Source organism: Alteromonas gilva (assembly GCF_028595265.1).
GTDB classification, from domain to species: domain Bacteria; phylum Pseudomonadota; class Gammaproteobacteria; order Enterobacterales; family Alteromonadaceae; genus Alteromonas; species Alteromonas gilva.
The window spans coordinates 3058720-3079296 of the sequence record NZ_JAQQXP010000001.1 but is presented as its reverse complement, the minus strand read 5'-3'; the positions used below and the strand labels follow the sequence as shown (position 1 = coordinate 3079296).

Genomic DNA, 20577 nt, shown 5'->3' with positions numbered 1-20577 from the left:
TTATTGCGCTGGCGTATAGCGTTGACGCATGGGAATTCCCTCACTGACCAGGGTCGCCTTGAGCTCGTCAATGTTAATAATGCCTTTATGAAACACTGAGGCGGCTAACGCGCCATCGACGTCGGTTTCTTTATATACCGCTGTAAAATGCTCAATAGCACCGGCACCGCCGGATGCAATGAGCGGAATGTTACACACCTCGCGCACGGCTTTGAGCTGCGCCAAATCGTAGCCCTTACGCACGCCATCCTGATTCATGCAGTTAAGCACAATTTCACCGGCGCCGCGTTGCTGGACTTCTTTTATCCAGTCCAGCGTTTGCCAGGCGGTTTGCTGAGTGCGGCTTTCATCACCAGTAAACTTGTACACTTCGTACTGATTGTTCGCCTGGTTATAAAAGCTGTCGATACCAATTACCACGCACTGCTGGCCGTACACATCGTGCAATTCATTAATCAGTTCGGGGTTGGTCAGAGCCGGGGAGTTAATCGAAATCTTATCCGCGCCCATTTCAAGAATACGCCCGGCATCTTCAACCGATTTAATGCCGCCGGCAACGCAGAAAGGAATATCAATCACCTGGGCAATGCGGCTGACCCAGCTTTTATCCACGACGCGTTGGTCAGAGCTGGCGGTAATATCATAAAATACCAGCTCATCGGCACCGGCTTTAGCGTATTGCTCGGCCAGCGGCACGATATCACCAATGATCTCATGGTTGCGAAACTGCACACCTTTAACCACTTTACCGTCGCGTACATCCAGACAGGGAATTATCCGTTTTGCCAGCATGCGATAGCCTCCTCAACCGTAAATTTACCTTCCAGTAATGCCCGGCCTAAAATGACGCCACTGACACCGGTAGGTCGCAGTGCACGAATATCATCGAGGCCGCCAATACCACCAGAGGCCTGCCAGGCAACGTTGGGAAACTGTCTGCTTACTTCGGTATACAGTTCAACGTTAGAGCCTTGCAGCGTGCCGTCACGGCTGATGTCGGTGCACAATACGTGTTTAGCATCCACTTCGGCAAAGGCTTCCAGAATCTGCTCCAGTGATACGCCGGAATTTTCCTGCCAGCCGTGAGTAGCAATAAACTTATTGCCGTCATCGTCGATGTTAATATCAAGCGCCAGCACAATGTGCTCAGGTCCGTACTGTTTTACCCAGCTTTTCACCAGTTCGGTTTGCTTAACCGCCAGCGAGCCAATAACCACGCGGCTAACGCCTGACTCAAGCAGTTGTGCCACTTCGCGTTCTTCGCGAATACCGCCGCCCGACTGGAACTTCATGCGCTTGGTATCCACCATGTTACGGATCAGCTCAAGCTGACGTTTGTCGGTATCTTTGGCGCCCGTCAAATCAACAATGTGCAGCCATTCGGCGCCCTGATCGGCATAGGTATGCACTACCTCAACCGGGTCCAGGGTATATTGGGTTTTTTGGTTATAATCGCCCTGATACAGCCGAACTACCGCACCATCGATTAAATCTATTGCTGGTATAATCATTTACATGTTCACAAAGTTGGTTAGCAGTTGTGCGCCGGCTTCGCCGGAACGCTCGGGGTGAAATTGCACACCAAAATAATTGTTGTGCTGAATCGCCGCGGAAAACGTCTGACCGTATTCGCAGCTGGCCAGCGTGTTGGCATAGACCGGTACGGCAAAACTGTGCACAAAATAAAAGTAGGTACCGGCATCAATGCCGGCAAAAAGCGGTGACTCCTTCGCCGGAGAAACTGTATTCCAACCCATGTGGGGTAACCGCAGCTCACCTGCCTGCATGCGCTTAACGTGGCCGGGCAGTAACTTCAGGCAATCGATGGTGCCGGTTGAGGCTTCGTCAGAACGTTCAACCATTAACTGCATGCCTAAGCAGACACCGAGCACCGGCTGAGTGAGCTTTTGCAGCGGCTCGATAAGCCCTTTCGCGGCAATGCTGGTCATGGCTGCGCCTGCCGCGCCGACACCGGGTAAAAAGACTTTGTCAGCACCGGCAATCACGGCTGCATCATCGGATACCGTTACGCTAACCCCCAATCTCTCCAGAGCAAACCTGACCGACGAGATATTCGCACAGCCGGTATTTACTATCACAATAGTTTGTTGTGACATTACAAGGCTCCCTTACTGCTCGGCAGGGCGTCGCCCTGACGGGTAATCGCCTGACGCAGCGCCCGGCCAAACACCTTAAATAAGCTTTCTACCTGATGGTGGGCATTGCCCTCGGTGGTTGATAAGTGCAGCGACAGTCCCATACTCTGGGCCAGCGAGTAAAAGAAATGCTCAACCATTTCAGTGGCCATTTCACCCACCTGGTCGCGGCTGAATCTGGCCTCAAATTTAAGGTGCGGGCGGTTGGAGATATCCATAATACATTCGGCGCGGCATTCATCCATAGGCAAGGCAAAGCCAAAGCGGCCAATGCCGCGTTTGTTACCCAACGCCTTTTTAAGCGCTTCGCCCAGTGCCAGTGCGGTATCTTCCACACTGTGGTGATCATCTATATGTAAATCACCGTTGGTTTTAAGCTGCAGCTCAAAGCCACCGTGGGTGGCAATTTGATCAAGCATATGATCAAAAAAGCCCATGCCGGTGGCAATACTGGACTTCGCTGTTGAGTCTAAATCAACACGTACGTGAATGTCGGTTTCCGAGGTAGTACGGGTGACTTCGGCAATGCGCGATGACGCCAGTAACTGCTTTTCAATCGCCGGCCAGTTAAGGTCATCACGACTGTACTGCAGGCCTTTAATGCCCATATTTTCAGCCAGTTGAATGTCCGTAATACGATCGCCAATCACATAAGAGCGGGTAAAATCGACTCTGCCTTGCTGCAGATAATCTTTTACCAGGCCCAGTTTGGGTTTACGGCAGGTGCAGTTATCCGCATCAAAATGCGGGCAAATAAGCACATCATCAAAGGTTACGCCCTGACTTTCAAAGACTGCCATCATGGCGTTGTGGGGCAGATCAAAATCGGCCTGAGGGAAGCTCTCAGTACCCAGGCCATCCTGATTGGATACCATGACCAGCTTAAAGCCAGCGGCTTTAAGTTTAAGGAGTACCGGTATTACCTGTGGCTCAAATACCAGTTTTTCGAGGCTGTCGAGCTGTTTGTCAATCGGTGGCTCCTCAACCAGAGTGCCGTCCCGATCGATGAATAAAATGGCTTGCTGACTCATGATGAAGCTCCTGCTTGCTCAAAGTAGGTATCGAGAAACGAAAGTAACCGCTGATTTTGTTCAGCGCTGCCCACGGTTACCCGCAGACAGTGTTGTAAGTTCATTTGTTTTGATTGATCGCGAATTAGCATGCCCTGGCTAACCAGATATTGCATGATCTGCGCGCTCTGCGCGTGGCGGAATAATATAAAGTTCGCCTTGGCATCACCGACTAATTCAACCCCGGGGCGTTGGGCCAGGGCTTGTTGCAATGCATCACGCTGGTCATTTAAAAACGTCACCTGTTGACGCATCCGCTCAATGTTGTCGGGGTTGAGTGCCTGAGCAACAATTTGTGCCACGGGCTCCGGAATGGGGTAGGGCGCAATCACTTTGAGCAGTGCCTGGATGATGTCTTCACTGGCAAGCGTAAAGCCACAGCGTAAACCCGCCAGCGCAAAGGCTTTCGATAAGGTGCGCAGGATTACCAGATTAGGGTATTGGGCTAACTGAGCCGCCCAGCTATTGTCGGCGTCAAATTCGATGTAGGCTTCGTCGACCACCACCAGTGCGCTATTCGCAAAATGCTCAAGCACGCGAGTGAGGTCGGCACGGTCTACCTGCGTACCGGTAGGATTATTCGGTGCGCAGATAAACACCACATTGACATTCCCGGTGGCACAAATGCCATCTACATCGAGACTAAAGTCATTCTTGAGTGGCACGCGCTTTATCCCCACGTTGCAGGTTTCAGCACTAATGGCGTACATGCCATAAGTAGGCGGGCAAATAAGCACGCTGTCTTCACCCGGCGTACAAAATGTGCGGATCAGCAGTTCAATGCCTTCGTCGGCGCCACGGGTTACAATAAGTTGTGACTTATCTACCCCGGCATAGGCGGCATAGGCGTTAATTACGTTACCGGGCTGGCATGACGGGTAACGGTTAAAATTACCTGAATCGACGTCATAGGGATTGGCAAAGGGCGACTCATTGGCGTTCAGCCAGTCCTGGCCACCGGAAAATAAACGGCGCGCTGATTCATATGGCTTCAGCGGCACCAGATTGTCGTTGATAAGTTGATCAACTAATTTACTTGTCATAGCGGTCTCTACCGTTTAATCGTTTTGCTGCAACTTGTTTAACCGATAACCCACAGCATTTTTGTGAGCATCCAGTCCTTCCGCATCAGCAAGTTGCATAATCGCCGGGCCCAAATTACGCATACCGTCAGCGGATAATTCCTGAATCGTATAGCGGCGCATAAAATCGAGTAAGCCGAGGCTTGAATAGTTTCTGGCATACCCATAAGTGGGTAGCACATGATTGGTGCCTGATGCATAATCACCGGCACTCTCAGGTGACCAGGGACCAAGGAAAATCGAACCGGCATGCTTGAGTTCAGGTAGTAACTCACGGGCATTATCACACTGTACAATTAAGTGCTCAGGTGCATAGTCGTTACTGACACTTATCGCTTCAGATAAACTGTCGGCCAGAATATAGCGCGCGTTTTCCATTGCCCTGGCGGCAATACTGTTGCGCGATAAGTGGGTAAGTTGCTCTGTAACGGCTTCTTTCACGGCGTTAATTAAGGCCGCGCTGTCGGTAACCAGAATCGCCTGCGAGTCCGGGCCATGCTCTGCCTGAGACAATAAATCCGAAGCGACGAACTGCGCATCGGCATTACCGTCGGCCAGTACCAGTACTTCTGATGGACCAGCCGGCATATCAATGGCTGCGCCATCAGCACGCTGGCTAACCTGTTGTTTGGCCTCGGTGACAAAACTATTGCCGGGGCCAAAGATTTTATCCACTTTTATAATGCTTTGGGTACCAAATGCCATTGCGGCTATCGCTTGTGCGCCGCCGCATAAATAGATCTCTTCAATGCCGCAGCACTGGGCCGCAAAGGCGATTTCGGGGGCAATTTCCTGTGCCTGATTGGGCGGTGTACACAGTACTTTGCGTTTACATCCGGCAACCATGGCCGGCACACCGAGCATCATAACCGTTGAAGGTAATGGCGCGCTGCCGCCGGGGATATACAGACCAACTGCTTCAAGGGCAGTAAAGCGTTGTTCACAAACCACACCCGGTGTGGTTGTCAGGCGAATATCCTGTGGGTACTGCGCGTCGTGAAACTGCTTAATGTTGCTAAATGCCGTCTTAATGGCTGACTTCACTTGCGGGCTTACCCGTGTTGCCAGTTCATCGCGTTGCGCCACCGGTAAACGCAGTGTGTTTAGGCCGGCACTATCAAAGCGCCGTGTGTATTCCAGTACCGCTTCGTCACCACGGCTTTCTACGGCGGTGAGTATCTCCGCCACCGTTGTGCGCAAGGCTGCGCTGTCGGCCATGGCCGGACGGGCCAGAGCAGAGGCTTTGTCTGCAGCGCTTAAACTAGACCAGTTAATCATGCGTTGATACCTCGTATTAACCCATCATTTTTTCTATTGGCATGACCAGGATTGAGCTGCAACCCAGGGCCTTGAGCTTTTCCATGGTTTCCCAAAACAGGTTCTCGGGACTCACCACGTGAATGGCCACAGTGTCATCGCTACCCGCCAGAGGCAGTACCGTTGGGTTTTCGGCACCCGGTAACAGGCTTTTTACCTGCTCCAGATACGCTTTAGGGGCATGCAACATAATGTACTTGCTTTCTTTGGCCTGGATCACACCATCAATGCGCGGCACCAGGCGGTTTATCAGTGCTTGCTTCTCGGCGTCGAGCTCCCCGTCGGCGCGCTGAATTAAGACCGCTTTTGAGCGGAAGATCACTTCTTCTTCCTGCAGGCCATTGGCTTCCAGGGTGGCACCGGTGGAGACCAGGTCACAAATAGCGGCGGCGACGCCGGCACGCGGAGCTACTTCTACTGAGCCGGTCAGCATAACCGCTTTGGCTTTGATGCCTTGCTCTTTAAAATAGCGCTCCAGCAGGTAAGGGTAAGTGGTGGCTACTTTTTTACCTTCCAGTGATGCCACGCCGGTGTAGTTCATTTCGGTAGGCACTGCAATAGACAAGCGGCAACCGCCATAATCCAGCCGGCGTAAAATTTCAAAGTCGGCAGGCTTGCCAGTGGCCTGACGTTCGAGCATTTTTTCTTCCAGCTCGTTTTCGCCGATGAACCCCATATCGACAACCCCATCCATGACCAGGCCGGGAATATCATCATCGCGCACGCGCAGCAGATCGATATTTTCATTGGTAGAATGGGCAATCAGCAGGCGATCGCGAATATTCAGTTTAATGCCAATGGCCTTAAGAAGTGCGATGCTGTCGTCGCTCAGACGACCTGATTTTTGAATTGCAATTCGCAGTCTGCTGTTATCACTCATGGTGATCATCCTCTGTTAAAATCCTGAATTTGGTGCGCCATTAACGAAAAACCCCCGGAAGTTTCCTTCCGGGGGTCGATAATTGGTATCTGCGCCACTGGAAGGAAAACAACAACCTTCCAGCACAAACCTGAAAGGTTATGCTTTATGATGGTGGTGATGAATGGCGGCGCGTTTAATCATTTTCATTTTGTTCATTTATTTTGACGCGCAAACAATAGCCAAGAGACGCAATCATTGCAAGTGTTTTGCAACTTTTAAGTATAAATATGCTCTAACTAATAGTTATAAGTGCTGCGCTATTGGAATGAATTGTTTCAGGCAGTAGATATTTTGGTAACGAGGCGTATATTTATTGATGGTGTGTCTGTTGAGTGAGAGAGGGTATGAGTAACGATCTGTTATTCTCGGTGCTTCCACGGGAAGGGAAAGTACCGATTGTCACCGATAATCGCGTTAAACGCGTGAGCAAGGAAGCGCGTGCCAAAAACCTGTCTGAAGAGGAAAAAGAAACCCACGAGGAAGAACGCACCATCAGCGAACAGCAGCAGTATAAGGTGCATCGCAGGACCAAACGAGACGATGCCGAGCAAGAGCGTTCAGACCAACATCCTGAGCAACAGGCGCACGGCGACGCCGAGGATCAGGCCGATGACGAGGTCGTTTATAATAGCCATGGCGAAACTGAGGCGCATCATGAACCGCCAGACGAAGATATTCATCATATAGACACCTATGAGTAAGGTGTCAGATTATCAGCAGGCCCTGTAAAGACTGATGTGCTGTTCAGGTGCTTTACTGGTGTGGTTTATAATGATTTTGGGAGCGTAGGCCATGAGTATTGCCAGCGTCATGACCCGGCGGATCGTTTCTGTGAAAATGGACGACTCGCTTACTGTTGTCAGAGATATATTTACTGCCAGTGGTTTTCACCACTTGCTGGTTATCGAAAATAACCAGCTGGTTGGGGTTATTTCGGATCGGGATTACCTCAAAGCAATTAGCCCGTTTATTGACACCATCAGTGAGCGCCTGCGTGACCGCGCAACACTGGAGCGAAAAGCACATCAAATTATGACGCGCGATGTCATCACGATCTCCGTTCATGACACCATGGTAAAGGCAATAGAGCTGTTTAATGCCCATCGTATTTCCTGTTTACCGGTACTCGATAAGCAGCAAAATCCGGTAGGTATTATTAGCTGGCGCGATATATTCCGGTATTTTGCTGCGTCTGTCGCTGAGCGAAGAATTTAGCGCGTTATGCCTGGTTGGCTAGCGCGGTCAGTGCCGCGCCGTCGAGTCGGTAACGTATCCACTCACCTTGTGGTTTAGCATTCAGCGATTCGTAAAAATCGATAGCTGGTTTGTTCCAGTCCAACACACTCCACTCAAACCGACCGCAGTTGTTTTCAACGGCAATTGCGGCGAGGTGGGTAAGTAACTTTTTACCTGCTCCCTGGCCACGAAAATCGGGCGACACATACAAATCTTCGAGGTACAGGCCATGCTGTCCCTGCCAGGTTGAGTAACTGTAAAAGTAGATGGCGAAACCTACAGCGGTGCCGTCTTGTTCACAGATCAGGCCGTGTACTTTGGGGGTCTCAGCAAACAGTGTGTTATGAATATGTTCTGGGGTGGCTTTGGCCTCGTGTTCGGCCTTTTCATAAATGGCCAGCTCTTTTATGAAGTGTAATATGGTGTCGGTGTCAGCTTTTACTGCAGTTCTTATCTTAATGCTCATTAACGCTCCATCAAACGTTACTAGTATGAATATGTGTGCAACACATACATCAGCAGGCTGCGAAGCCTGCTGATGGTGCTACTTATGAATATTGCACAGGCTTTCGTCCGACCTTGCCGGCCAGGTAAGAAAATCCACTGCCGACTTTACGACAGCCATTCCCCAGGTCCTGCAAAATCAGATACAGGCAGGGAACCAGGATCAACGTAACCAGCGTGGCGTAGAGTACTGCCGAGCCCAGCGCAGCGGCCATCGGAATAACAAACTTAGCCTGCAGACTGGATTCAAACAGGATTGGGGTGACCCCGGCAAATGTGGTAATCGATGTTAGTGTAATGGCCCTGAATCGCGCACAGCCTGCATGTTTTGCCGCATCCAGTATTGAAAAGCCTTCTGCGCGTTTTTGGTTGATATAGTCGGTCATCACCAGTGAGTCATTAATGACTACCCCAGCGGCCGCAATCAAGCCAAAGGTCGACATCATGCTCAAGTCCAAATCTAACAGGAAGTGTGCCCATATCGCGCCGGTCAGGCTAAACGGGATCACAGACATAATAATAAGTGGCTGACCGTAACTTTTTAGCGGTACCGCAAGCAGTATATAGACCATGATCATTGCCGCTGCGAAGAACATGATTTGCTCATCCTGTTGCGCCTGCTGCTCTTCGATATCGCCGCCAAGCTGAGTTTTAACCGAAGGGTATTCTTCTAAAAGTCTGGGTAACAGCTTCTCGTCAATGTTGGCCACGACCTGATTGGGTTCAATCTGCTCTTCGTCGATAGCTCCCCAGACGTACACCGAACGATAGCCATCTTCACGACGAATGTAGCTAATGCCGGGTTCTTCGGTAAGTGCCACTACATCACCGAGCACAACCTCTGCGCCATCCGGTGTTTTAATCATGGTGTATTTGAGTTCTGAAAAACGCTCGCGAGTGAGGCGAGGATAGCGCACCATCACCCTTACTTCCTCGCCGTCCCGTATGACACGCTGCGCTTCACCACCATAAAAGCTAAGCCCAACCTGATTAGCAATATTGCGCAGGTTTAAGCCCAGCTCGTATGCTGCAGGGAGCAATTCCATACGAATTTCTTTACTGGCCGGGTCGATGGTGGAACTGACATCATAAAGTCCTTTTTCCTGCTGTAGCATTTCAATAAAACGCAAGCCGGCTTCGTTTAAGGATTTAATGTCAGCACCGTAAAGCAGGTAGCCAAATTCGCCATTATCGCCACCTCCGTTGACGTCATCCTGAATACTAAAGCTCTTCATGCCAGGAATGGCTGGGATCCGTTCACGCCACTTGCGGGCCAGTTCAAATGTATTGAAATGGCGTGCCTGCTCATCGACTAAAGGGATCACCAAACGCGCTTCGTTGCGCGACTCATTAAAGGCCAGGATATCCTTGATCATGCCCGAACCATACTCCTGTATGGTTTCTGCCTCTATCTCCATGACCACTTTTTCAATGGTTTTGAGCGCTTCGATGGTCGCCATATCCGAGACATTTTCGTTCATTTCAATTTCGATGTCAGGGAAGTCATGGGGCACTTTAGGTTGGGGAATCATGCGCACATGGTTGCCGGCAACGAGTCCCCAGCTCAGCATCAGCATGGCAACAAAACCCATGAGTACAGCCCAGCGCCATTCGATGGCTTTGGCGACGGTGCGTCGGTAAGGGCCGTTAACAAATTGATTAAACCGGTTGTTGAAGCGGGCACGCCAGCTATCAGGTTTAATTGGCTTAAAATTAATGTTGGCAATGTGCGCTGGCAGAATGAGTTTTGACTCAATCAGGCTAAAAACCAGACATAAAATGACCACAACGGCGATATTGTAGAAAAATTCGCCCTCAGGCCCGCTGCTCATAGTAAAGGGCGCAAATACTGCAATCGTCGTCAGCACGCCAAAAGTGGCTGGGGTCGCAACGCGTTTGGCGCCGCGTATAACGTTTTCTACGCCGCCGCCTTTCGATTCTACTTCGGTATAGGCACTTTCGCCGATGACAATCGCATCATCCACCACTATCCCCAGCACCATGATAAATGCAAATAAGGATAAAATATTCACACTCACACCAAACACGGGCATTAACATGACCGCGCCGAGGAAACACAGTGGCAGGCCAACCATCACCCAAAAAGCGAGTCTGAAGCGCAAAAAGATAGATAGCATGAGAGCCACTAAAATAGAGCCCTGTAGCAGGTTACTGAGCATCATATCGAGGCGTGCATTTAAGTAATAGGTCATGTCGACCAGCTCTTTAAGCTCAAGCCCGGCTGGCAGTTCCTTGTTTTTAAACGCCATGAAATCTTTTACGGTTTCGGCGATGGGAATAATATTTTGTGATTTGGTTGCATTGACTGCAATTAACACGGCATTCTGGCCGGTATAGCGAAAATACCGTTCGCCCTCGGTAAAGCCATCTTTGATTTCGGCTATATCAGAGAGCAGTACTCTAGCCCCATCGTCGCCAATTTTTACCGGGATACTGGCAAATTCGTCGCCATCATAAAATTGACTTTCAATGCGTACAGAGACCAGCCCTGCATCGGTACGTAATTGTCCTGCAGATACGTTAGCGGAATACTGATTGATGGCAGTGGTAACATCAGAAATCGTCAGGTTATACATTCTGAGTAATTCTGGCTTGATTTCGATGGCAATTTCGTCGGTAGGTACGCGTGCGTTGGCAATAGATATTGTGCCTAACTGAAGTAAGTCATCCTCTATTTCCTTGGCGATGGGTTTGAGCTCTTCCAGCGGAATATCGCCAACCAGGGCCATTTCGTAAACTTGTTGCTGAAATTCGGCCTGAGAGATAGTGACCGGCTCCATGTCGGCCGGAAACGTTGCGATACTATCAACACGCAGTTTTATTTTATCCAAAACATCGGTGAGTTCTTCGTCTTTATCTATTTCCAGCGAAACTCTGCCGCTATTGCGAAACGCCCGTGATACCGTGCGTTTAATTTCACTGACATCCTTAAGGCTCTCCTCAATTTTAATGAGGATACTTTCTTCTATCTCCTGGGGCGAGGCGCCTGAATACTGCGCCGAAATATTAATATAGTTAATTTCGATGTTAGGGAACATCTGCCGCTGGATAGTGACATAGCCAACGGCTCCCATGATCAATATAAATACCATGAGCAGGTTAGCGGCAACCGGGTTACGGGCAAACCAGGCGATTAGCCCCGTTTGGGCATCCAAGGGATCTTTCATTGCGATTAATTCCTCTGCTTAATTACTGCCTGGCAACTAAGTCACCTGACTGCTCAATCACTTTTACTGCCATACCATTTTGCGGGTATTCAGGCAGCGTCATGACCACTCTGTCATCGTTATCAATGTCGGCGCGGATTAAAAATTCGCTGCCAACTTCCCTGATCACTTCAACGTTTTTGGCAACTAACCTGTCCTCATCATCGAGGAGCCACAGTTGACGTTTATTGATCAGTTCCTGAGGAATGCGGTAAATATTGTCAATGGTTTTGCCGGTAAAGGTAACTTTTGTATACGCGCCATACTTAATGGCAGTTTCACCGGATGACAGGCCATAGGGGTCGACAATTTGAGCGACAAGATGTGTCATGCGGGTGGCATTATCATAAATACCGGTATCACGCACAATGGTCGCGGCGCGAACAAGGTTGTCATTGCTGCGATTCAGCAGCGATACCTCGGCTACAGTGCCAGCCACGGTGTCCGGCAGAAAGGCCTGATCAAAGCGGGCCAATGGAAAGACCACTTCGCCCACCTCAATGTTGTAGAGCGTTGCGGCAACGGTGCCGGCAGACAAAAAGTCGCCTTTACCGATGTTGCGGTCCACAATTAATGCATCATAAGGCGCAACGACCTGACAATTAGCCAGATCCCGCTGGGCTATTTTAATCTGCGCCTGCGCGGCTTTTAATGCTGCCTGGGCCGATAAAATTTGCGGTTTACGCAGATACAGATCGGTGACCCTGGCTTCGGGCAGTGTTGCAGCCTCGCGCTTCGCCACTTCAGCCAGCGCTTTTTCTTCAATCAGGGTTGCTTCTGCGGCTGCCAACGACGATTCAGCCTGGAGTAAAGCGGCTTCATAGGTATCAGATTCAATCGAAAACAGGAGTTCGCCGCGTTTGATAATGCCGCCGGCCACTAATTTCGGATTCCATTCAACTACCTCACCGCTGATCTGAGCAGCTAAATTGGTAGTTTCCAGTGGTGTTAATTCACCAAAACCTTCAATTTGAATGGCGTAAGACTCTGGCGTCATACTGGTGACTTTGACTGATGGCCGGGTATCAATCTCATCCGGTTCGCTTTCGCCTTTGTCAAGTGCTATCACACTTTTCATGGCAGCAAAACCGATGATAAGAATCGCCAGGGGCAGTATAAATTTCATCCATTTCATAAAAAACAGTTCCCACTTCCCGTTTATCTCAGGGTGTTATTATGCAGTAAGGTGGTCAGGCGTCGAAATATATGTGCAGAGAGATGTGTAACAATATGTTAGCAATCAGGCTGTCCCGAACTAACCCAGACCTAGGCTTTTGGGGTCAATGATGACGCAGTTACGACCTGATTGCGACCATTTTCTTTTGCCCGATACAATGCTTTATCTGACAACGATAAGGCTTTATCAAGGCCAACAGATAAATTGAGTTGGGCGACGCCGAAACTTGCGGTAATGGTTAATTGTTCATTCTTGAGCTGAACCGGTGTATCGGCCAGTGATTGACGTATTTTATCGGCAAGGTGTTCTGCGTCGCTTTCTTTTGTGCCGGGCAATACAAACAAAAACTCTTCACCCCCCCAACGGGATACCGCATCCTGATGGCGAATGGATGACTTAAATAGGCTGGCTACATGCTGCAGTGCTATATCACCGGCATCGTGACCGTATTTATCGTTCACTTGTTTAAAGCGGTCAATATCACAAAGAATGATACTCAGCTCTTCAGATTGGCGTTTTGCCCGGCCTATTTCAAAATCAATAAATTGCTGCACACCACGGCGGTTTGGCAAATCAGTCAAAGGGTCGTTGAGCGCCTGTTTTTCAAACTTTTCACTGATGTCTCTGATAATACGAAAGCTGGTTTGGCGGCTGTGTTCGTAAAACGCTGATAAAAACGTGACGGTGGCGAAGGAGAGTAACAGGCGAACTTTAAACTCGTGTGGGTAACTGGTCATTAACAGTGCTTCACCGGGATAAAACATAATGACGCAGCAAATAAGGGTAAACACCACCATGGTGACGACACCGAAAACAACACCGGCGAAAAACATGGCTACGGGCGGCAATACAAAAATCCACAGCGGTCCGGTATTGGCGACACCGCCGCCGATGATTAAAAATATCATCAGGCTCATTAAACAAATCACCAACAAAACGGGTGTGATGATATGGCTATAACGCAGCTTAGAGTGATGTAACAAACCTTTACAGACTGCAAACAAAAAAGCAGAACCTAACAATACTGAGCCGAGTGGGTAGTCTGCATTGAATAACGCTTTTATGCCAAGTGACAAAGTAATTGACATACCTACCAGGGCAAACAGATTAACAACCACTATTTTGCGGTTGGTTTCTTCATCATTGTAATCCCGGCAGCCACTGGAAATTACCCCATGATAGAAGCGCATAATGATTGAGCGGGAACTATTTTGTGCTTTCAACTCGAGATACTACGTCATGGGCTAATAAGTCAATCAGTTCACGCATTTGCGCCACTGAACTGGCGAAACCATCCTGGTCTAAAGGCAGCTTAAAACTAAACTGGACAATCTGCGGCGGTAAATGACTCATCTCCAGCCGGTATGTTCCTGTTAACACCACATTATTATCGTACGTGGGAATGAAATCGTCCAGTTGGATGTCCAAAAAGTATTCTTTTGGATTAGAGTTTGACCACTGGCTTTGCGAGTACAAGCGTATTTTATGCGCATTTGCTAACGTGTCACGCAGGGCCATGACAAACGCATTGCTAAAATCTTCGGCCCACACATGCTGCGGTGCAAAGTGAAGTTCACTGGCACTGGTTTGCAGGCTGAGATTGCGCTGTTTGAGATAGTCAGGCGTTGATAATGAACGCAGATAGATTGCGGGTAGCGCTGAGATATCCATGCTCTCCCGCATTGTAGCAGAGGCCGGTTGATGCAATAGGTAATAGTTCACATTGGTTGGTTGGCTGCTACAGGCTGCCAAGGTCAGAACGACTATGCTGAACATCCATTTATTCATTGTTTTGCTCCCGCGCCCTGGGTTGAATGTTGATATCGGTATTATCGGAAAAGATCAGGCCGTTGGGTGTTTTGTTTAACTGAATTAACAGCGGCTGGATGGCACGCAGCGTTTCCTGCAGGGCGTTAACGGTATCTGCGATTTCAGATTTGCTCAGGCCACCCTCTGAGTAGTGCTTGAGCAACTTCTCAAAGGCTTTAAGGCTTTGTTGAATTTGCTGATTCAGCACTTTGGTGTCGAGTTCGGCGATACTGGCGTCAAAATTGTCGCTGGCGGTGTTAACCGACTCGGCCGCATCATTGAGAGTTGCCACCACCTCGGTAATGTCTTTAACCAGGGTTTCCAGAGGCAGTGCATTGATTTTATCCAGTATGGCATCGGCTTTTTGGGTTAACTGGGTAAACTCGCTGGAGACAGTGGGGATGATGTCATAGCCTTTGATGGTGAGTTGGTCTGTGGGCAGCGGATCGGAAACATGCTGTAAGTCAACATACAACCCTCCAGTTAAAATGTTGCCCATACGCAGGGTGGCGCGTAAATTTTTGTTAATCCAGCGTGCAAATCGTAACCGTAAAAACTCAAGGCCTTCTTCACTATCCGCCAGGCGGGCTTTACCCGGATATATGTTAATGAGTACCGGTATAGGGTATTCATCATCCAGCAAACTGCCTACTTCAATGTCATCGTAATTAATGGCGGCGACTTTGCCTATCTGCAGCCCCCGGTATTCAACCGGCGCACCCTTTGTTAAGCCCCTGACACTTTCTTTAATTAACAAAATGTACTGAGCAGAATACCGAAACCGCTCGTCGGCTGCCGCGTTGTAATCGGCATAGATGGTAAATCTGGAGTCGTTAGCGATAGGCTCGCCGTTTAAATCACCTTGTGGATTGCCAAAGGTAATGCCGTTGGCTAACAGGGTTTCGAGGCTACCAGCCTGGATTGTCACACCATTGGATGCAAGTTGCAGTTTTACGCCGCTGACATTCCAAAAGCGGGTGTTTTCATCTATGAGATTATGGTACGGCGCGTGGATAAAGGCACGATAGTCAATAAGGCCGTGTTCCACATCGAAGTTGACCTCTTCAAATTCACCCACTTTAAACCCTTTGTAAATGATGGCGTCGCCGGGCTTGTAGGTTAAGTCGTCGGTGTCACTGCTTAAGATAACGTGTAAACCGGGCGTCCCCGGTGGCGTAACAGGTGGGCGCTCCAGCGCATTAAAATGTTCTTTTTCCTGTGTGCCACTTTCGGCAGTCATGGCAATAAAACTGCCGGATAACAGCGTGTTGAGTCCTGATACCTCAGAAAATGACACCCGGGGCGCAACCACCCAAAAACGCGTGTTTTCATTGAGTAGATGCGCTGCGCTGTTTTCCAGCCGTGCGGTAACCGTCACGCCATTGAGATCGGGTTTAAGCTCAATTTTTTTGACCAGCCCAACTTCTAAGTCTCGCACTTTAATCGGGGTTTTGTTAACTTCGATACCATTGGCCGAACTCATGTCAATGGTGATGAGCGGTCCCTGATTATGCCACTGGTAATACACCATCCAGCCAGCCACCAACAGCGCAATGATGGGAATAATCCACACCTTTGAAATACGTGTAGTGGGTTTTATCGTTGCACTATCAGTCATAAATTTGGTTTGTCCCTTTGCTGCCAAATAAGTCGCGAATCAAAAGTCATAGCTGCCAGCATAGTAATGAATACCAACGCGCAAAAAGCCAGTGCAGCCGGCCCCGGATGAATGGATAACGTACTGCCCAATTGGATCAGGGCCACGAGTATGGCTACCACAAATACATCAATCATGGACCAACGGCCAATCAGTTCTATAAACCGGTAATACTGGGTTTGCCGTTTAGGTTTGGTAAGTTCATAGTGTTGTACGGCGTAATTTAAACGCGCTAAAACCACAAGTTTCACTGCGGGTATCACTATACTAGCAAAAAAAATGACCATTGCTATGGGGTATGAGCCTGATTGCCACAGCGATATGACGCCACCCATAATGGTATTTTTCTCTGCACTGCCAAATAATTCAGTACTCATTATTGGCAAGGTGTTAGCTGGAATATACAGTAACAGTGCCGTGAACAGCAACGCCCAGGTACGCTGTATACTGAGGCTGGCGGTTTGTTTGGATAGGGGCTTTAGCACCGGTAAGTCGCCGGCATACAACCATAACTTGAGTCGTACTTCGTCAAAATAAAATAACGCCGCGCTCATGCTCAGACTAAAGCCGACGAAGGCATAAAACGACATGCCTACAGCGATATCCGCCATGGACGTTATTTTTATCAGGCTCACCAATGTGCCCAATAAAAAGATTTCTGCCATGCTCCATGGCAATAAAACCATGACCCAGCTAAGTACGGTTTTCATCCATGGCCTGGGGGGCGTGGTAAGCCGGGCGGTGAGCAATACCACTAAACCCAGTAATACCAAGCCAGGTAAAACAAGCGTTGCCAGGCCGGTTATCAGCGCTAATGATACATAGTCCTGCTCTATCAGCATATTCAGGCCGCCGGGTAAATCGATGCTGTTGAATTGGCCATTGGCGCGAAAGGTTAAAAAGTTAAAGGGCAATGACAGCAGCAAAAAGATCAATGCGCTAATTGCCAGTGACAAGGCCAAGGAGACATCGTTTCGGTGATAGATACTTAACGTATGATTACATCGGGGACACAGTGCACGTTGCTTACTCTGCAAGTTCGGTATACTCACAGTAGCTTCGCATTGTGGGCAGGTTATTTGTCGAACAAGCGGTGCGGACATCGGTAAAGCCGAAACGTTATTTTTTATTAGCTTAACCGAATAAAGCGATATTGAATAGGGGATAAAGCGGACGCCGCGTGATAACGCAGCGTCCCGGGAAGGTTAGTAACTGGCGTTACCAGGTGTGCGTGGAAACGGAATAACGTCGCGCACATTTTGCATACCTGTGACGTAGGCAACTAAACGTTCAAAACCCAGGCCAAAACCAGAGTGAGGCACGGTGCCGTAACGTCGCAGGTCGCGGTACCAGCTGTAATCTTCCTTGCTGAGTCCCATTTCTGCTAAGCGGGTATCAAACACATCAAGGCGCTCCTCACGCTGGGAACCACCAATGATCTCACCAATACCCGGCGCCAGCACATCCATGGCGGCAACTGTTTTACCGTCATCATTTAAGCGCATGTAAAATGCTTTGATGTCTTTGGGGTAATTTTGCATGATAATTGGTGCGCCAACGTGTTCTTCTGCCAGATAGCGTTCATGCTCGCTGGATAAATCTATTCCCCAACTCACCGGGAACTCAAACTCTTTACCACAGTTTTCGAGGATCTTAATCGCATCGGTGTAATCCATACGCACAAAGTCGCTGCTGATTAACTTTTCCAGACGGCTGATCGCGTTTTTATTGATGCGCTCGGCAAAAAACGCCATATCATCGGCACGCTCTTCAAGCACCGCTTTACACACATATTTCAGCAGATCTTCTGATAACTGAGCGATATCGCCTAAATCGGCAAACGCCACTTCAGGCTCAATCATCCAGAATTCAGCAAGGTGCCGTGAAGTATTGCTGTTTTCAGCACGAAACGTTGGTCCGAAGGTATAAATTTTAGACATGGCGCACGCATAGGTTTCACCATTTAACTGACCAGACACCGTCAGGTAGGCTTCGCGGCCAAAGAAATCTTCATTAAAATCAACATCGCCTTTGTCGGTCTTGGGCACGTTCATCAAATCCAGTGTTGATACCCGGAATAATTCGCCGGCGCCTTCCGTATCACTGGCGGTGATGATAGGTGTACTGATCCAGAAATAGCCTTGTTCATGGAAAAATCGATGAATCGCTTGTGATAAACAGTTACGGATACGGGTTACCGCACCGATGACATTGGTGCGAGCACGCAGGTGGGCATGTTCACGCAAATACTCAATTGAATGGCGTTTTGCGGCCATTGGGTAGGTATCAGGATTTTCTACCCAACCGACGATTTCGACCTCAGTGGCGTCCAGCTCCAGGGCCTGCCCCTTACCTTCGGACTGTTTCACGTTAGCTTTTACAACCAGAGAACACCCGGTAGTTAAACGTTGAATGTCGGCATAATTAGGTAAAGTGCTGAGCGCTATAACCTGCACGGGATCAAAACAGCTTCCATCGTGTACCGCTATAAAAGAAAGGCCTGCTTTTGAGTCGCGACGGGTACGAACCCAGCCTTTTACAGTTACCGATTCGCCAACCGCGTACTTCCCAGCAAGTACGTCAACTACGGGGGCGTGTGTCATGGTTATTTTCTCCAATCGCTATGGTCTTTAAAAACGCAAATCATCGCACAGCCAAGACCTGATTGCATCCAGATTCATTAAACAAAATGCAAGCTTGGCCGATATCACTTACATACACGGTCGAAAAGCCGTAAAAACCTGTCGGGTTGCTTGAAATTCAAGCAGTTATTCCGACAGATTAATAAAACTGAAACTAAGTATACTCATCCAGCTTTTGGATGCTAGCAATGAGATTCATTATGGCAGTGAAACAGACACAAACATTAGCGCACAAGCGCGAACGTTCGCCCGGCAGGCAGAAAGGCTTTTATCGGGTTGAGCTGATGCTCAACACGCTGGCGTGGCTGGTGTTGCTTGTCTGTTTAATTCTGTTTCATTTTGCCCGGCCTGAGATGGTCACTGGTGTTCAGCAATTCTGGGGTGTAGAAGCCAGAACCTATTGGTCTGGTGAGCACGTCGCGGCGCTGGCAACCCTGTTACAAGTCAGTCTTATGACCACACTGATTACCATGTTGCTGCGTTACAAGCGCAAACGCAGCAAGTCTGACCGCTATGGCGTACACCTGTTTATTCTGGCTGGAATAAGTGCTGCGTGTTTACTGACCTTACATACAACCGTTATCGCCTAGCGGCCAGCATCAAAGCGTGCTTATCAGGCCACAAAGGTGCTACTGATAAGGTAATAGGTATAACCGATATAGGCTGCCAAAAAGAGTCCCCCTTCGAGCCGGTTTATCCGCCCCGCGCCTTTCAGACCTATACAAAAAACGAATAACGCAATCGATAAGCCCAGCATGAACAGCACGTCGCGGTAGAAAAAGTCAGAGCCAACCTGCATTGGTTGAATAACGCCGGCAATACCCACCACAGCCAGTGTATTAAACATATTGGAGCCGATCACATTGCCCAACGCCAGGTCATGTTCGCCTTTTCTGACCGCGGCCAGAGATGAAGCCAGCTCAGGCAGTGATGTTCCTATAGCAATAATGGTTAAACCTATGACCACATCGCTAACGCCAAAGAAGGTGGCGATTTCTACGGCGCCATATACCAATAATCGTGAGCTGGCGACCAGTATCAGGAGCCCTGCAATTAACCACAATGTCTCGCTTTTCAGGTTGACGCCTGTGTTCGCCAGCTCCTCATTGTATTCGCCTGCCAGGGCGTCTTTATCGCCGGTCATACCGGTCCAGATACTCCAGGATATCAATAAAATAAACAGTCCCAGTAGCGAGAACGCATCGTCTTTTGAGATGGTAAGATCAAGAAGCTGCCAGACCGCAAAAAATGTCAGCCCCAACATGATTGGGAGTTCTTTGCGAATAATTTCGGAGCGCACTGCAATAGGACTGATGAGCGCTGTAATGCCTAAAATCAATGCAATGTTGGCAATGTTCGAGCCATAGGCATTACCCAACGCAATGCCTGCGCTGTTTTCCATGGCGGCAATAACCGATACGATAATTTCGGGCGCAGAAGTCCCAAAACCAATAATTAACATACCTATCAGAATAGGTGACAGGCCAAAATGTTTAGCAACGGCCGCGGCGCCCCCGACAAACTTATCGGCACTCCACAGTAACAAGGGTAAACCAACAATTATCGCGATGCTTGCCAACAACATAAACACTCCTGAAAAACGTTGCGAGACCACAGGGGCTCAAAGTAGAGCAGGATAGTGCATAACCCTTCGGCAATGCAAATTGTTCAATTCTGGCAGGTTCAATATAAGCAGCAATAAAACCACTCGTAACGACAAAAATAATCCGTTATCACTAACGCTTTGAATCCAGTATTCTTGCCGCAGTTAATTATCC

At 49.0% G+C, this 20577-nt stretch carries 19 protein-coding genes and 1 other annotated feature; of the genes, 3 read left to right on the top strand and 16 right to left on the bottom strand.

The window, feature by feature from the left end; genetic code table 11:
- From hisF to hisG, 7 genes are read right to left on the bottom strand one after another with little or no spacing between them, the layout of a single operon-like run.
- Positions 1–792: an imidazole glycerol phosphate synthase subunit HisF gene (gene hisF, locus OIK42_RS13640; RefSeq protein WP_273641310.1), complete on the bottom strand. Its 792-nt coding sequence runs from the start codon at positions 790–792 to the stop codon at positions 1–3.
- Positions 774–1511: a 1-(5-phosphoribosyl)-5-[(5-phosphoribosylamino)methylideneamino]imidazole-4-carboxamide isomerase gene (gene hisA / locus OIK42_RS13635; RefSeq protein ID WP_273641308.1), complete on the bottom strand. Its 738-nt coding sequence runs from the start codon at positions 1509–1511 to the stop codon at positions 774–776. Before hisA ends, hisF begins: the two co-directional genes overlap by 19 nt.
- A complete protein-coding gene (gene hisH / locus OIK42_RS13630; protein WP_273641306.1) occupies positions 1512–2117 on the bottom strand; it encodes an imidazole glycerol phosphate synthase subunit HisH in 606 nt (201 codons plus the stop codon). It lies immediately after the preceding gene.
- Positions 2117–3187 carry a bifunctional histidinol-phosphatase/imidazoleglycerol-phosphate dehydratase HisB gene (hisB, locus tag OIK42_RS13625; protein WP_273641304.1) on the bottom strand — a complete coding sequence of 357 codons (1071 nt, stop codon included), beginning with the start codon at positions 3185–3187 and terminating at the stop codon, positions 2117–2119. The genes hisH and hisB overlap by 1 nt, the downstream gene beginning before the upstream one ends.
- Complete coding sequence (hisC, locus tag OIK42_RS13620; protein WP_273641303.1) at positions 3184–4269, bottom strand: histidinol-phosphate transaminase; 1086 nt, start codon at positions 4267–4269, stop codon at positions 3184–3186. Before hisC ends, hisB begins: the two co-directional genes overlap by 4 nt.
- 15 nt (positions 4270–4284) lie before the next feature.
- A complete protein-coding gene (hisD, locus tag OIK42_RS13615) occupies positions 4285–5586 on the bottom strand; it encodes a histidinol dehydrogenase (RefSeq protein ID WP_273641301.1) in 1302 nt (433 codons plus the stop codon).
- A 16-nt stretch (positions 5587–5602) separates the two neighbouring features.
- Positions 5603–6505 (bottom strand): ATP phosphoribosyltransferase, encoded by a 903-nt coding sequence (gene hisG, locus OIK42_RS13610; protein ID WP_273641299.1) that lies wholly within the window; start codon positions 6503–6505, stop codon positions 5603–5605.
- 43 nt (positions 6506–6548) lie between these two features.
- Positions 6549–6668, bottom strand: a sequence feature (His leader region).
- Between the two features lie 223 nt (positions 6669–6891).
- On the opposite strand from hisG, the gene OIK42_RS13605 reads away from it, so the two are divergent.
- Positions 6892–7248: a hypothetical protein gene (locus OIK42_RS13605; RefSeq protein WP_273641298.1), complete on the top strand. Its 357-nt coding sequence runs from the start codon at positions 6892–6894 to the stop codon at positions 7246–7248.
- Positions 7249–7339: 91 nt separating this feature from the next.
- Positions 7340–7762, top strand: a complete 423-nt coding sequence (locus tag OIK42_RS13600; RefSeq protein WP_273641297.1) for a CBS domain-containing protein — start codon at positions 7340–7342, stop codon at positions 7760–7762.
- 4 nt (positions 7763–7766) lie between these two features.
- Here the strand turns inward: OIK42_RS13600 and OIK42_RS13595 are convergent, their stop codons facing one another.
- The 8 genes from OIK42_RS13595 to asnS form a co-directional block, all read right to left on the bottom strand.
- On the bottom strand, positions 7767–8249 hold the full coding sequence (locus OIK42_RS13595; RefSeq protein WP_273641296.1) for a GNAT family N-acetyltransferase: 483 nt from the start codon (positions 8247–8249) through the stop codon (positions 7767–7769).
- A gap of 82 nt (positions 8250–8331) precedes the next feature.
- Positions 8332–11475: an efflux RND transporter permease subunit gene (locus tag OIK42_RS13590; protein WP_273641294.1), complete on the bottom strand. Its 3144-nt coding sequence runs from the start codon at positions 11473–11475 to the stop codon at positions 8332–8334.
- 22 nt (positions 11476–11497) lie between these two features.
- On the bottom strand, positions 11498–12649 hold the full coding sequence (locus tag OIK42_RS13585; protein ID WP_273641293.1) for an efflux RND transporter periplasmic adaptor subunit: 1152 nt from the start codon (positions 12647–12649) through the stop codon (positions 11498–11500).
- A gap of 131 nt (positions 12650–12780) precedes the next feature.
- Entirely contained in the window at positions 12781–13914 is a 1134-nt protein-coding gene (locus OIK42_RS13580) for a GGDEF domain-containing protein (RefSeq protein WP_273641291.1), read from the bottom strand.
- Positions 13898–14479: a PqiC family protein gene (locus OIK42_RS13575; RefSeq protein ID WP_273641289.1), complete on the bottom strand. Its 582-nt coding sequence runs from the start codon at positions 14477–14479 to the stop codon at positions 13898–13900. Before OIK42_RS13575 ends, OIK42_RS13580 begins: the two co-directional genes overlap by 17 nt.
- Positions 14472–16118, bottom strand: a complete 1647-nt coding sequence (gene pqiB, locus OIK42_RS13570; RefSeq protein WP_273641287.1) for an intermembrane transport protein PqiB — start codon at positions 16116–16118, stop codon at positions 14472–14474. Before pqiB ends, OIK42_RS13575 begins: the two co-directional genes overlap by 8 nt.
- Positions 16115–17209 (bottom strand): paraquat-inducible protein A, encoded by a 1095-nt coding sequence (locus tag OIK42_RS13565; RefSeq protein ID WP_273641286.1) that lies wholly within the window; start codon positions 17207–17209, stop codon positions 16115–16117. The genes pqiB and OIK42_RS13565 overlap by 4 nt, the downstream gene beginning before the upstream one ends.
- Positions 17210–17362: 153 nt before the next feature.
- The gene (gene asnS / locus OIK42_RS13560; RefSeq protein ID WP_273641284.1) at positions 17363–18760 is read right to left on the bottom strand and encodes an asparagine--tRNA ligase; all 1398 of its coding nucleotides are present in this window, start codon (positions 18758–18760) and stop codon (positions 17363–17365) included.
- Between the two features lie 239 nt (positions 18761–18999).
- Between asnS and OIK42_RS13555 the strand changes: the two genes are divergently transcribed.
- Positions 19000–19389, top strand: a complete 390-nt coding sequence (locus OIK42_RS13555) for a hypothetical protein (RefSeq protein ID WP_273641283.1) — start codon at positions 19000–19002, stop codon at positions 19387–19389.
- 23 nt (positions 19390–19412) lie between these two features.
- Here the strand turns inward: OIK42_RS13555 and OIK42_RS13550 are convergent, their stop codons facing one another.
- Positions 19413–20384, bottom strand: coding sequence for a calcium/sodium antiporter (locus tag OIK42_RS13550; protein WP_273641281.1), 972 nt, complete (start codon positions 20382–20384; stop codon positions 19413–19415).
- Positions 20385–20577: the final 193 nt, after the last annotated feature.

Coding starts and splice junctions, on each gene's coding strand:
- OIK42_RS13550 (WP_273641281.1), bottom strand. CDS start 20,384: ATGTTGTTGGCAAGCATCGCGATAATTGTTGGTTTACCCTTGTTACTG.
- hisB (WP_273641304.1), bottom strand. CDS start 3,187: ATGAGTCAGCAAGCCATTTTATTCATCGATCGGGACGGCACTCTGGTT.
- hisG (WP_273641299.1), bottom strand. CDS start 6,505: ATGAGTGATAACAGCAGACTGCGAATTGCAATTCAAAAATCAGGTCGT.
- pqiB (WP_273641287.1), bottom strand. CDS start 16,118: ATGACTGATAGTGCAACGATAAAACCCACTACACGTATTTCAAAGGTG.
- OIK42_RS13600 (WP_273641297.1), top strand. CDS start 7,340: ATGAGTATTGCCAGCGTCATGACCCGGCGGATCGTTTCTGTGAAAATG.
- hisH (WP_273641306.1), bottom strand. CDS start 2,117: ATGTCACAACAAACTATTGTGATAGTAAATACCGGCTGTGCGAATATC.
- OIK42_RS13555 (WP_273641283.1), top strand. CDS start 19,000: ATGGCAGTGAAACAGACACAAACATTAGCGCACAAGCGCGAACGTTCG.
- OIK42_RS13585 (WP_273641293.1), bottom strand. CDS start 12,649: ATGAAATGGATGAAATTTATACTGCCCCTGGCGATTCTTATCATCGGT.
- OIK42_RS13595 (WP_273641296.1), bottom strand. CDS start 8,249: ATGAGCATTAAGATAAGAACTGCAGTAAAAGCTGACACCGACACCATA.
- hisA (WP_273641308.1), bottom strand. CDS start 1,511: ATGATTATACCAGCAATAGATTTAATCGATGGTGCGGTAGTTCGGCTG.
- OIK42_RS13605 (WP_273641298.1), top strand. CDS start 6,892: ATGAGTAACGATCTGTTATTCTCGGTGCTTCCACGGGAAGGGAAAGTA.
- asnS (WP_273641284.1), bottom strand. CDS start 18,760: ATGACACACGCCCCCGTAGTTGACGTACTTGCTGGGAAGTACGCGGTT.
- OIK42_RS13590 (WP_273641294.1), bottom strand. CDS start 11,475: ATGAAAGATCCCTTGGATGCCCAAACGGGGCTAATCGCCTGGTTTGCC.
- hisF (WP_273641310.1), bottom strand. CDS start 792: ATGCTGGCAAAACGGATAATTCCCTGTCTGGATGTACGCGACGGTAAA.
- hisD (WP_273641301.1), bottom strand. CDS start 5,586: ATGATTAACTGGTCTAGTTTAAGCGCTGCAGACAAAGCCTCTGCTCTG.
- OIK42_RS13575 (WP_273641289.1), bottom strand. CDS start 14,479: ATGAATAAATGGATGTTCAGCATAGTCGTTCTGACCTTGGCAGCCTGT.
- hisC (WP_273641303.1), bottom strand. CDS start 4,269: ATGACAAGTAAATTAGTTGATCAACTTATCAACGACAATCTGGTGCCG.